Source organism: Streptomyces sp. NPDC059398 (genome assembly GCF_042751845.1).
Classification (GTDB): Bacteria; Actinomycetota; Actinomycetes; order Streptomycetales; family Streptomycetaceae; genus Streptomyces.
Genome location: NZ_JBHYWP010000032.1, coordinates 56,661 through 68,644 on the forward strand (window position 1 = coordinate 56,661; position 11,984 = coordinate 68,644).

At 68.3% G+C, this 11,984-nt stretch carries 9 protein-coding genes and 1 pseudogene; 5 read left to right on the forward strand and 5 right to left on the reverse strand.

Annotated features, from left to right (window positions below):
• Nucleotides 1-6 precede the first annotated feature (6 nt).
• The 3 genes and pseudogenes from ACFXBC_RS14545 to ychF form a co-directional block, all read right to left on the reverse strand.
• Nucleotides 7-755: pseudogene (locus ACFXBC_RS14545) on the reverse strand (transposase family protein).
• A 492-nt stretch (nucleotides 756-1,247) separates the two neighbouring features.
• Entirely contained in the window at nucleotides 1,248-2,213 is a 966-nt protein-coding gene (locus tag ACFXBC_RS14550; RefSeq protein ID WP_385023365.1) for a tyrosine-type recombinase/integrase, read from the reverse strand.
• Between the two features lie 1,483 nt (nucleotides 2,214-3,696).
• Nucleotides 3,697-4,785 (reverse strand): redox-regulated ATPase YchF, encoded by a 1,089-nt coding sequence (gene ychF, locus ACFXBC_RS14555; RefSeq protein ID WP_385023367.1) that lies wholly within the window; start codon nucleotides 4,783-4,785, stop codon nucleotides 3,697-3,699.
• A 313-nt stretch (nucleotides 4,786-5,098) separates the two neighbouring features.
• Between ychF and ACFXBC_RS14560 the strand changes: the two genes are divergently transcribed.
• Nucleotides 5,099-5,482 carry a DUF6542 domain-containing protein gene (locus tag ACFXBC_RS14560; RefSeq protein WP_385023381.1) on the forward strand — a complete coding sequence of 128 codons (384 nt, stop codon included), beginning with the start codon at nucleotides 5,099-5,101 and terminating at the stop codon, nucleotides 5,480-5,482.
• Between the two features lie 270 nt (nucleotides 5,483-5,752).
• On the opposite strand, the gene ppgK is transcribed toward ACFXBC_RS14560, so the two are convergent.
• Entirely contained in the window at nucleotides 5,753-6,490 is a 738-nt protein-coding gene (gene ppgK / locus ACFXBC_RS14565) for a polyphosphate--glucose phosphotransferase (protein ID WP_385023369.1), read from the reverse strand.
• A gap of 124 nt (nucleotides 6,491-6,614) precedes the next feature.
• Nucleotides 6,615-7,646 carry a 4-hydroxy-3-methylbut-2-enyl diphosphate reductase gene (locus tag ACFXBC_RS14570; RefSeq protein WP_385023371.1) on the reverse strand — a complete coding sequence of 344 codons (1,032 nt, stop codon included), beginning with the start codon at nucleotides 7,644-7,646 and terminating at the stop codon, nucleotides 6,615-6,617.
• Nucleotides 7,647-7,768: 122 nt separating this feature from the next.
• On the opposite strand from ACFXBC_RS14570, the gene ACFXBC_RS14575 reads away from it, so the two are divergent.
• The 4 genes from ACFXBC_RS14575 to ACFXBC_RS14590 all read left to right on the forward strand — a co-directional run bounded on the left by ACFXBC_RS14575 (nucleotide 7,769) and on the right by ACFXBC_RS14590 (nucleotide 11,894).
• Nucleotides 7,769-9,139, forward strand: coding sequence for an APC family permease (locus ACFXBC_RS14575; protein WP_385023373.1), 1,371 nt, complete (start codon nucleotides 7,769-7,771; stop codon nucleotides 9,137-9,139).
• A gap of 337 nt (nucleotides 9,140-9,476) precedes the next feature.
• On the forward strand, nucleotides 9,477-10,721 hold the full coding sequence (gene xseA / locus ACFXBC_RS14580) for an exodeoxyribonuclease VII large subunit (protein WP_385023375.1): 1,245 nt from the start codon (nucleotides 9,477-9,479) through the stop codon (nucleotides 10,719-10,721).
• Nucleotides 10,722-10,846: 125 nt separating this feature from the next.
• Nucleotides 10,847-11,104 carry an exodeoxyribonuclease VII small subunit gene (locus tag ACFXBC_RS14585; RefSeq protein WP_385023377.1) on the forward strand — a complete coding sequence of 86 codons (258 nt, stop codon included), beginning with the start codon at nucleotides 10,847-10,849 and terminating at the stop codon, nucleotides 11,102-11,104.
• 199 nt (nucleotides 11,105-11,303) lie between these two features.
• A complete protein-coding gene (locus ACFXBC_RS14590; protein WP_385023379.1) occupies nucleotides 11,304-11,894 on the forward strand; it encodes a malonic semialdehyde reductase in 591 nt (196 codons plus the stop codon).
• The last annotated feature ends 90 nt before the right edge of the window (nucleotides 11,895-11,984 follow it).

Sequence of the window (11,984 nt, forward strand, 5' to 3'; positions counted from 1 at the left end):
ACCTTTTCAGCGGTGCTGCTCCAGGGTGAGGACGGCCTTGGCGATTGACGTCATTCGATTCGGGCTGCAGCGGGATCTCCGGAAGATGCGCCAGGTCTTGAGCCACGCCATGCCGCGTTCGACAGGTGCTCTTGCTCCGGCCAGGGCTCGGTTGACGGTGCGTTCGGTCGCGGTCAGTTCTCCGCCGGGCGATCGCTTCTTCCCGGTGGTCACCCACGGTCCGGCACCTTGGTAGGCACGGTCGGCGAGTACGGGCACCCCTGCCGGGTGCAGATCCGGATGATCCGGTGGGTGCGGGCCGCCGTCAGGTCGTGGCACCGGCCGGGCAGCGCCGGCTAGATCCACAGCACCTTCCCGGCCGGGTCGGTGACGACCTGCACGTTCACGCCGTGGCGGCGGTGCTTGGCGGAGTAGTCGGCCGTGCTGTCGCCGACGCGGTCGCACTCCGCCAGGGTGCCGTCCAGCAGGACGTAGTCCGGATCGTTCGGGCGCAGGACCTTCAGCAGGCCCGGGGCCCGTTCGGCAAGCAGAGCGATGACGGCGCAGGTGTAGGTGTGGGCGGTGCCGACGGAGATACCGAAGCCGCCGGCTATCTGCGCGAGGGTGTCGTGCTTGCGTAGGTCCACCAGGCCGACCAGCGCGCGCTGGTGCGGTGGGAGCTTGCAGCGGCGGTCACCCTCGCGGGTGACGATGAGCATGGTGACCCACTCGACCCGAGCGTGGGGCAGATCGAATGCGGCAGGATAGAGAACCAACGTGGCTCCTGCGCTGATGAGTTGAGACGTCGAAAACCTCCCTCAACAGCACGGGAGCCGCGTGCGTTGCGGGCACCTCCACCGTCACTCGATCAGTGGCCACCCTGAAAATGCTCACTGAGTCAGAGAAGTGCTGAGCTGAAGGAACTGGGTGGTAGAGGGCGGCCGACGGCCCGGCGCGTACTGCTGATCATCATGAACGCAATCGCGCTCGGCAGCCGAGATGTTCGCGTAGACGATGAAGAGTGCCTGACGGCGGTGTCCTTCTTCCGGTGCCCCGAGCGGTTGCTGTGTGGTCGGCTGGCCGACCCTGTTCAGGCGCTTCCGGTAACCAGCATGGTGGTTGGGGAGTTTCTCAGCACCATCCCAGCACGGCCTCTTTCTCCCAGCACCATGCGGTTCAGGAGCCCCTATGGCCACCGGGACGATGCATGTCGGTACTACAGCCTTCTTCCTCTGAAAGTTGAGCCACAGCGTCGAGTGGCGTGGGTCTCATGGCGTGCTGCAGGGCTTTCTACAGCGGTCCCAGGAGCTCGGCAGTAGATGTCCGTAGACGTCCGTCGTGGTGTTGACCGAGCGATGGCCCAGCCAGCAGGAGACCTCGTGGATCGGTACGTTGTTGGCCAGGGCGGTCGAAGCGAAGAAGTGCCGCAGGCTGCCGGGCGTGTACTTGGCCTTCCCGTCGACATCGACCAGGCCGGCCGACACGCACGCCTTCTGGAAGTGGTAGCTGTAGGTGGAGACGGTCGGCATGACGCCCTTGCCACGCAGTCGCGGAGCGAAAAAGACCTCAAGCTGCCGTCTCTTCTTCCGCCCGGCGAAGACCACGGGCACCGGCTTCCACCTCAAGAGGTGAGTGTCGACCTCCTGCTCGACGAAAGGCGCGGCGGGCACGTCGCGGTACTCGCCCTCCACCCGGTTCTTCAGGGGAACGAAAGCCGTCCGGCAGCCCTCGCGGTGGGCCTTTGAGCTGACCTGCCAACGGATCCTGACGGAGCCGAGCCGTCGGCATTCGGTGGAGAAGGCCAGAGCCTCGCCGGGCCGTTGGCCGGTTCCGGACTGAAGGTAGACGGCGAGCCGGTACTGCGGCGCGATGTGTGCTGCGATGAGGTCGACCTCGGCCGGAGTCGGGATTTCGTCTTCGTCCACTGCCGGCGCATCCCGTCGAGTCACTCTGATGCCCCGCGCGGGATTGTCCGAGATGCGTTTGTCGATGACGGCTGCCTCCAGTACGGCGGCCACCATCACCATGCGGTCATTGACCGTGGCAGCAGCCAGCCCCGCACCGGATCCATGGATGTCCCTGGCGAACTTTTCAAAGTCCCGCCGCGCCAGCCCGGCCAGGGGCCTGTTACCCAGGTGCGGCACGAGATGGTTACGGACGAACCCTTCGTAGTTGCGGCGGGTCGCCTCCCCGATGACTCGCCGCTCAAGCCACTCCTGGGCCCAGACCGACAAGGGCAAGGCACCGCGCGCGGGATCGAAGCCGATACGCGCCTTCTTGTCGCTCTCGACGCCGGCGGCGAAGGCGTCCGCTCCGTCCAGGCCACTCCTCCGCGGAAACGACTTCTCCCGTTGCCGCCCGCTCCTGCCGCCTGCTTCCCGATACCGGACGGTCCACCCATGGCTGCACCTTGGGCGGTCACAGGGATAGTCCCGATTCTTGGCATCCTGCTTACACCGCTGAAAGACGCTCGCCACGCAATACCCCGATCTGCAGCTGGATTCGGCACCTCAAATCGTTGTCATCGCCTCACACATGGACAAGGCTACGTCGCTAATCCGCCCTTTTCGGTGAACTGCGACCCTTCGTCTATTGGGTGAGCGGCCGACCATCCTGTTTGAGCGGCGTCTCTGTACGGCCGGGCTCTGTGTTCTCCGTTACTCGGATGCAGAAGACGTCACTCGCTGGACAGTCGCCAGCTGTCGAAGTTGTTCGCGGCCAGTACAACCTCGCCCCGACCACCGGCTGCGTCGTCCAATCTCCGTCGACGACGCCTACCAGCGCGCCATCCCCGAATACCGCTGGATCCTCCTCCCACCGGACCCGACCTGCTGTATCGAAACCCAGTACGGCGTGACAGCCGAGTCCCTGGCCCTCCGCTCCGGATCTAAGAGGGCGATCCTCAGCGACAGCGCCCCGGCAGGGTCGTCACTTAACTGTCACCAGGACGACCCCGCCCAGCTCTGGACGATGGGTGCCGCGGTCGCCAAGCTGGTCCTCCACGCCCCCCCCCATCCACATCACCGCCAAGATCTTCCGGCGCCCCCACGGAACCCTCGCCATCGCGGTCTTCATCACTGACCTGAAGGCGCCAGACGCTCCTCCTCAAGCCAGGCGCGGAGATCACGAACCCAGCCCTGGCGGCCCAGACCACCTGCCCCGACGACTAACAGTCGGAGCCCCCGGGGCTACTTCGCCACACATAGCTCGCCCCAGACACATCGATATGAGCTCAGCGGCCCAGATCACGTGTACCTGAATTGAGTTCGGCCCACCGACCTCGAAGCCTGGCCCCCCGTGACTTCAACTTCCCTGTCATCGTTATGGAAGTCCTCCGCGAAAGCGTATAGCTCTGACCGTCGCCGTCTGTGGGGTCGCGACGGTGAACAGAACGGAAAGCGAGAAGGGAACTAGGGCAAATTGCGGCCATACAAGATCAAGGGACTCAAGGCGCTTCTATGGCGTCCCCTGTAGCGTCGATAAGACCGCGGTTCCCCGCCGCGCACCGCGAGTGGCTGCCTCCGGTACGAGATCACCGAACTCACATCGAACATTCTGGGGGAAATGAAAAAAATCTGCGGGTGGTACGAGGGATTCAGCAGCAGCTTGGTACCGGTCTTAGTTGCCACCGATGCGGTGCCAACAGAGCAGGGCTCGCCTTAGTAGGCGAGCCCTGCTCAAGGTTTTAATGATCTCAGATCAGAGAGCATTAACTTTCTAAATGTTGAAGCGGAACTCCACCACATCCCCATCCTGCATCACATACTCCTTGCCCTCCATCCGGGCCTTGCCCTTGGAGCGGGCCTCGGCGACCGAGCCCGTTTCGATCAGGTCGGCGAAGGAGATGACCTCGGCCTTGATGAAGCCCTTCTGGAAGTCGGTGTGGATCACGCCGGCCGCCTCCGGGGCCGTGGCGCCCTTCTTGATTGTCCAGGCGCGGGATTCCTTCGGGCCGGCCGTCAGGTAGGTCTGCAGGCCCAGGGTGGCGAAGCCGACGCGGCCCAGGGTGGCCAGGCCCGGTTCCTCCTGGCCCATGGACTGGAGGAGTTCCAGGGCCTCCGCGTCGTCCAGCTCGATCAGCTCGGACTCGATCTTGGCGTTGAGGAAGATCGCCTCCGCGGGGGCGACCAGGGCGCGCTGCTGGTTCTTGAAGTCCTCGTCGACCAGTTCGTCCTCGTCCACGTTGAAGACGTAGAGGAAGGGCTTGGTGGTGAGCAGGTGGAGCTCGTGGAGGAGGCGGCCCTTCTCGGTGTTGGCCGTGATGCCCGCCGCGAAGAGCGTGGTGCCCGCTTCGAGGATCTTCCGGGCCTCCTCGACGGCCGCGAGCACCGCGACCTTCTCCTTCTGGAGGCGGGACTCCTTCTGGAGGCGCGGGACCGCCTTCTCCACCGACTGGAGGTCCGCGAGGATCAGCTCGGTGTTGATGGTCTCGATGTCGTCCTTGGGTGAGACCTTGCCGTCGACGTGGACGACGTTCTCGTCCTGGAAGGCCCGGATGACCTGGCAGATCGCATCGGACTCGCGGATGTTGGCGAGGAACTTGTTGCCGAGCCCCTCGCCCTCGCTCGCGCCCCGTACGATGCCCGCGATGTCGACGAAGTCGACGGTCGCCGGGATGACCTTCTGGGAGTTGAAGACCTCGGCCAGCACGGCCAGCCGGCTGTCGGGGACGCCCACGACTCCGACGTTCGGCTCGATGGTGGCGAACGGGTAGTTGGCCGCCAGCACGTCGTTCTTGGTCAGGGCGTTGAACAGGGTCGACTTGCCGACATTCGGCAGGCCGACGATTCCGATCGTGAGCGACACGTTGGCGACTTCCCGTAGCGAGAGCTGATGTACCGGCCCGGGGTGGGCCGATCCCCCAGTTTACGGGCGTGTCGCCAGGGCCCCGGCGCCCCATCGGATCGAACTGTTCGCCAAGCTCGCCCAAAGCGCGTGTCCAACGCCGGATTCCTCCCGGCTTGCGACCTACTTTGGTCACGTGGAGCAGCGACCCAGGATTCGTACGACTCAGGCCGACGGTCCTTCCGAGAGCACCATCGCGGCGTCCGGGCCTGCGACCGTCTACCGGGCGGCCCCGGTGCGGGCCGCCCGCCCGGCGCCGCCGGTGGTGGTCGCGATGCGCCGGTTCCCCAACCCCCGGCTGACCGGTCTCGGCGGCGGGATCTTCAGCGCGGCTGTGATGTTCCTGGTCGGCTGTGTGGACTCGCTGCTCTTCGACGGCGGGCCGCTGATGTACGGCCTGTTCTTCCTGCCCGTCGCCGCGCTGACCGCTCTCTGGGTGCGGCCCGCCGATCTGGTGACCGCGCCCATCAGTGTGCCGATCTCGTTCGCCTTCGGCTCGCTGATGATCGCCGGGGGCACCGGTGGGGCCGGCGGCCGTATCGTCGCCGTGGTCACGACACTGGCGCTGAACGCCGGCTGGCTCTACGGCGGGACGCTCGTCGCCGGGGTCATCACCACCGTACGGAAGGTCCGGCTGATCCGGCGGCGTTACCGATGACCCGGTGGCACTATCGATGACCCGGCGGCGTTACCGGTGATCCGGTGGCGTTACCGATGCCCCGGCCGCTGCCCCGGCCGCTGCCGGTGACAGGTCCGCTGCCGGTGACCGAACTCGTTCTCGGTGACCGGGCTCGCTCTCGGTCACAGGGCACGCCGTGGGCGAGGGGGCCCGCCGCCGGTCCTGGCTGAAGCTCACTGCCGCTGACCTGGCCGCCCGGCCGGGCGGCCTGCGGGGCGCTCCCGAGAGCGCGCCCCGCTGCCACCGCGCTCAGCGGCTGGACGCCGCCATCGCCGCGCCCACGATGCCCGCGTTGTTCTGCAGTTGGGCGGGGACGATCTCGGCTCGTACGTTCTCGATCAGGGGCAGGAACTTGTCGGCCTTGCGGCTGACGCCGCCGCCGATGATGAACAGTTCGGGCGAGAACAGCATCTCCACGTGCTCCAGGTACTTCTGCACCCGGTGCGCCCAGTGGTGCCAGCCCAGGTCCTCGTCCTCCTTGGCCTTGGTCGAGGCGCGGGTCTCGGCGTCGTGGCCGTGCAGTTCGAGGTGGCCCAGTTCGGTGTTGGGGACCAGCGCTCCGTTACGGAAGACGGCCGAACCGATGCCCGTACCGAAGGTGAGCAGGATGACCGTGCCCTTGTGGTCGCGGCCCGCTCCGAAGGTCATCTCCGCGATGCCGGCGGCGTCCGCGTCGTTCAGCACGGTCACCGGGAGGCCGAGTCTGCCGCCGATCAGCGTGGCCGCGTCGACGCCGATCCAGCTCTTGTCGACATTGGCCGCGGTACGGACCATGCCGTCGGTGACCACGCCGGGGAAGGTGATGCCCACCGTCCCCGACCAGTCGAAGTTCTTGACGACATCGGCGACCCCGTCGGCCACACCGTCGGGTGTGGCCGGATGGGGGGTCAGTACTTTGTGGCGCTCCTGCGCCAAATCTCCGCGGTCCAGGTCAACGGGAGCGCCCTTGATCCCGGATCCGCCGATGTCCACACCGAAGATCTGCATGACCCCACGTTACGGCGTGGAGCGCTCCGTCACTTGTCGGAGGGAGTTCCAGAGAGTTCCGGGCTTCGACGGCTGTAGCCGCTCGGAGAAGGCTGTAGGCGGTTCGGCGGCCGTTGCTGGTCCGCTACCGGTCCGCCGACAGGTCCGCGGCCTCCGCGCGCAGGTCGCGGCGGAGCTCCTTGGGGAGCGAGAAGGTGATCGACTCCTCGGCCGCCTTCACGATCTCCACGTCGCCGAAGCCCCTGGCGGCGAGCCACTCCAGTACGCCGTCGACCAGGATCTCCGGGACGGAGGCGCCCGAGGTCACACCGACCGTGGTGACGCCGTCCAGCCACGCCTCGTCCAGCTCGTCCGCGAAGTCCACCAGGTGGGAGGCGCGGGCGCCGGCGCCGAGGGCGACCTCGACCAGCCGTACCGAGTTGGACGAGTTCTTGGAGCCGACCACGATGACCAGGTCGGCGTCCGCGCCCATCTGCTTCACCGCGGTCTGGCGGTTCTGCGTGGCGTAGCAGATGTCGTCGCTGGGCGGCGAGATCAGCTGCGGGAACTTCTCCTTGAGCGCGTCGACCGTCTCCATCGTCTCGTCGACGGAGAGCGTGGTCTGGGAGAGCCAGACGACCTTCGACTCGTCGCGCACGGTGACATTGGCGACGTCCTCGGGGCCGTCGACGAGCGTGATGTGCTCGGGCGCCTCGCCGCTCGTACCGATGACCTCCTCATGGCCCTCGTGGCCGATCAGCAGGATGTCGTAGTCGTCGTTCGCGAAGCGGACAGCTTCCTTGTGGACCTTCGTCACCAGGGGGCAGGTGGCGTCGATGGTGGCCAGACTGCGCTGGGCGGCCTCGTCGTGGACGACGGGGGCCACGCCGTGCGCCGAGAAGACGACGATGGAGCCCTCCGGCACCTCCTGCGTCTCGTCGACGAAGACGGCGCCCTTCTTCTCCAGCGTCTGTACGACGTACTTGTTGTGGACGATCTCCTTGCGGACGTAGACCGGCGCACCGTACTGCTCAAGGGCCTTCTCGACGGCGATCACGGCGCGGTCCACACCCGCGCAGTACCCGCGCGGGGCGGCCAGCAGGACTCGGCGGGCGCCGGTGCCCCGCGCGGCGTCTCCGGTCGGGGTGGCGGGTGACGGGCTGGGCGTAGCAGTCATGCGGTCCATCGTAACGGCCTGTACCGCCGCGGGCCGTGGGCCGGCGGGGCCGTCCGGCACGGGCGGGACCGTTGGGCCGCGTCAGCCGGGGCAGCGTCCCGACTTGTGGGAAGACTGATGCCATGACTTCTGACGAGACGGCCGCGGGCAGTGGTGTGAAGGCGCCGAAACTACATCGGAATCTCGGATTCCGGGATTTGGTCGTATACGGGCTGCTCTTCATCGCCCCGATGGCCCCGGTCGGGATCTTCGGCACCCTCGACGCCAAGTCGCACGGCGCCGTCGCACTCGTCTACATCGCGTCGACGATCGCGATGGCCTTCACCGCGTTCAGTTACGCGCAGATGGTGCGGGTCGTGCCGCAGGCCGGTTCGGTCTTCGCCTACGCCCGCAAGGGGCTCGGCCCCGGACCTGGCTTCATCGCCGGGTGGATGGCGATGCTCGACTATCTGCTGATCCCGGCGGTCGCGTACCTCTTCTCGGGCATCGCGATGAACTCGCTGGTGCCCTCGGTGTCGCGGTGGGTGTGGACAGCGATCGCCGTGGTGGTGACCACGGGGCTGAATCTGTGGGGCGTACGGGCCGCCGCCCTGGTCGGGTTCGCGGTGCTCGCCATGGAGATCGCCGTCCTGGCGGTGTTCGTGGTGACCGCGGTCGTGGTGCTCGTCCAGAACGGTACGAACCGGGGCTGGGCGACGCCCTTCACCGGCGACGGCGGGTTCTCGCTGACGGCGGTGCTCGGGGCGGTGTCCGTGGCGGTGCTCTCGTATCTGGGCTTCGACGCGATCGCCTCGTTCGCCGAGGAGGTCACCGGCGGGTCGGCGAAGGTCGCGCGGGCGGTGCTGTTCTGCCTGGTCCTCGCGGGGGTGCTCTTCATCGTGCAGTCGTATCTGGCGGCGCTCCTGGAGCCGATGTCGTCCGCCCAGCTGGCCGCGAAGCCGGTGGCGCAAGGCTCGGCCTTCTACGACACGGTGGACGCGGCGGTCGGCAGCTGGCTGCACGACCTGGTCGCGGTGAGCAAGGCGATCGGCGCCGCCTTCGCCGCCCTCGCCGGACAGGCGGCGGCGGGCCGGCTGCTCTTCGCCATGGGGCGCGACCGGCGGCTGCCGCACGCCCTCTCCAAGGTGGACGGCCCCTCCGGGGTCCCGCGGGTCGCGGTGCTGCTGGCGGCGGTGGTGACGCTGATCGCCGCGGTGTGGGCGGCACGCCGGGACGACGGCCTGGACCGGCTGGTCTCGGTGGTCGACATCGGGGCGCTGACCGCGTTCCTGCTGCTGCACGCGTCGGTGGTGGGCTGGTTCGCGGTACGGAAGGGTGAGGGGCCGCCGGTCTGGTGGCGGCATGTGCTGCTGCCGGTGCTGGGGGCGGCGGTGACGATCGCGGTGATCGTGGAGGCGACGAGCGCGGCCCAGTGGGTCGGGCTGGTCTGGCTGGTGGCCGGTCTCGTGATCTTCGCCGTGCAGCGGAGCCGCCGGGCGGGGCTCGACGTGTGAGCAGCGGTACGGGGTGGGGCCGGGGGATGGGGCGTGGGGCGGTCGCCGGTCGTGAGGCAGGGGGCTCGTGCAGCGGGGTGCTCGCCGGGCGCGGTTGCGTGGGGGAGAGCCTAGGGGCTGTCCCGTAATCCCTGGCGGGCGTACGACGCCAGCTACGGCACCTCGCCGCGTTGTCGGAACGCCCGAATACATCCAGTATGCGGACGCCCCTCCGCCTTGCGATGCACCGCATCTGACGCCGTACGCTGATCCACCAGGGATTACGGGACAGCCCCTCGCCGTCACGCGGACCACGTGTGGCCGTCCCGTTGTCGGTGGCACCGCTTAGCCTGCGTACATGGCTCTGAATACGAGTGCGGACGCGCCGCTCCCCGTCGGCGAGGTGTCACGGCTCATCGGAGGGTGGATCGACCGGCTCGGCGCGGTGTGGGTCGAGGGGCAGATCACCCAGCTCTCCCGCAGGCCCGGGGCAGGGGTGGTGTTCCTGACGCTGCGCGACCCCTCGTACGACATCTCGGTGTCGGTGACCTGTTTCCGCCAGGTCTTCGACGCGGTGGCCGATGTGGTGGCGGAGGGCGCGCGGGTCGTGGTCCACGCGAAGCCGGAGTGGTATGCGCCGCGCGGTCAGCTTTCGCTGCGAGCCGTGGAGATCAAGCCGGTGGGCATCGGTGAACTGCTCGCTCGCCTGGAGCAGTTGAAACGGACCCTGGCCGCCGAAGGGCTCTTCGCCCTGGACCGGAAGAGGCCCATACCGTTTCTGCCGCAGCTGATCGGTCTGGTGACCGGGCGCGCGAGTGCGGCGGAGCGGGACGTGCTGGAGAACGCCCGGCGGCGCTGGCCGGCCGTCCGCTTCGAGGTGCGGAATGTGGCGGTGCAGGGGGTACGCGCGGTGTCCCAGGTGGTCGATGCCGTACAGGCACTGGACCGGCTGCCGGATGTGGACGTGATCATCGTGGCGCGCGGCGGCGGCAGCGTGGAGGACCTGCTCCCCTTCTCGGACGAGCAGCTGATCCGTGCCGTGGCCGCGTGCGGTACGCCGGTGGTGTCGGCGATCGGGCATGAGCCGGACTCGCCCCTGCTCGACCTGGTGGCCGATGTCCGGGCGTCCACCCCGACGGATGCGGCGAAGAAGGCCGTACCGGATGTCGGGGAGGAGCTGGAGCGCGTACGGCAACTGCGGGACCGCTCCCTGCGGACCGTGCAGGGGCTGCTCGACCGGGAGCAGCGCGGGCTGGCCGCAGCGCTCGCCCGGCCGTCGATGGAGCGGCCGCAGCGGATGGTCGAGGAGCGCGAGGAAGTTGTCGGCGCGCTGGTGGAGCGCGCCCGGCGGACACTGCGGCATCTGCTGGACCGCGCGGACTCGGAGCTCTCGCACACCCGGGCCCGTGTGGTCGCGCTCTCCCCGGCGGCGACCCTGGAGCGGGGGTACGCGGTGCTCCAGCGGGAGGACGGAGCAGTGGTGCGCGCACCCGGCGAGGTCACGGACGGGGAGCCGCTGCGGGCCAGAGTCGCCGGAGGAGAGCTCGGTGTGACGGTGAGCCCGCAGCGGCGGGAGCCCCGGGGCTCCGAAGAGCCGCAGTAGCCGCAGCAGGTTCAGCAGTTTCCGGGCCTCCGGGGTTCCGGGCTTCCGGGGTGAGATTCAGCGTGGATGTGGCCGCAACGAATGGGGCCGACGGGACCAGGGTGGATGAGACCAGGGTGGATGAGATGGCACAGGCGAAGACGGATGAGACGGCGCTCGGCTACGAGCAGGCGCGCGACGAGCTGATCGATGTCGTACGGCGGCTGGAGACCGGGGGGACGACCCTGGAGGAGTCCCTGGCGCTGTGGGAACGTGGTGAGGAGCTGGCCAAGGTCTGCCGCGGCTGGCTTGAGGGCGCGCGGGCCCGGCTGGACGCGGCGCTCGCGGACGGTACGGGACCGGAGGGGTCGGGTCCGGAAGGTACGGGGTCCGGCGAGGAGTGAGAGCGGTCCGGGGCCGGGGGCCCGGTACGGGGCGGGTGAATGCCGCTGGTCACGGGTCAGGTGCGAGGCCGTCCGAGCGCTTGGCGCGGGTGGGCTGTGAGGCCGGTCACGTCGGGACGGATTTAGTTGAAACTTAATACATCTTCGCCGTACAGTCGGAGCATCCCTTGATCCACCGCATGTCCGGAAGGTACGAAAGATGTCGCTCGTTCTCGACCCCGCCGCCCAGGACCTCCTCTTCCGCGAGGCCCGCACCGCGAACACCTTCACTGACGAGCCGGTGACCGAGGAGCAGGTGCAGGCGATCTACGACCTGGTCAAGTTCGGCCCGACCGCCTTCAACCAGTCGCCGCTGCGCATCACCCTGGTCCGCTCCCCCGAGGCTCGCGAGCGCCTGGTGGAGCACATGGCCGAGGGCAACCGGCCGAAGACCGCCACCGCCCCGCTGGTCGCGATCCTCTCCGCCGACAACGAGTTCCACGAGGAGCTCCCGCAGCTGTTCCCGCACTTCCCGCAGGCCAAGGACGCGTTCTTCTCGGAGCGCCCGGCGCGTGAGCAGGCCGCCCTCCTCAACGCCACCCTGCAGGCCGGTTACTTCATCGTCGGCGTGCGCGCCGCCGGTCTGGCCGCGGGCCCGATGACGGGCTTCGACTTCGCCGGTGTCCAGAAGGAGTTCCTGGACGACGACCACACCCCGCTGATGATCGTCAACATCGGCAAGCCGGGCGAGGACGCCTGGTTCCCGCGCTCCCCGCGCCTCTCGCTCGACGAGGTCATCACGACCGTCTGAGCCACACACGGCACGGGCCACGGGCCACGGGCACGGGCCACGCGGCACAGCCGCACGGCACATCACGAGAGGCCGCCGCACCCCGAGGGC

Coding starts and splice junctions, on each gene's coding strand:
- ACFXBC_RS14590 (WP_385023379.1), top strand. CDS start 11,304: ATGTCGCTCGTTCTCGACCCCGCCGCCCAGGACCTCCTCTTCCGCGAG.
- ACFXBC_RS14575 (WP_385023373.1), top strand. CDS start 7,769: ATGACTTCTGACGAGACGGCCGCGGGCAGTGGTGTGAAGGCGCCGAAA.
- xseA (WP_385023375.1), top strand. CDS start 9,477: ATGGCTCTGAATACGAGTGCGGACGCGCCGCTCCCCGTCGGCGAGGTG.
- ACFXBC_RS14570 (WP_385023371.1), bottom strand. CDS start 7,646: ATGACTGCTACGCCCAGCCCGTCACCCGCCACCCCGACCGGAGACGCC.
- ppgK (WP_385023369.1), bottom strand. CDS start 6,490: ATGCAGATCTTCGGTGTGGACATCGGCGGATCCGGGATCAAGGGCGCT.
- ACFXBC_RS14560 (WP_385023381.1), top strand. CDS start 5,099: ATGCGCCGGTTCCCCAACCCCCGGCTGACCGGTCTCGGCGGCGGGATC.
- ACFXBC_RS14585 (WP_385023377.1), top strand. CDS start 10,847: ATGGCACAGGCGAAGACGGATGAGACGGCGCTCGGCTACGAGCAGGCG.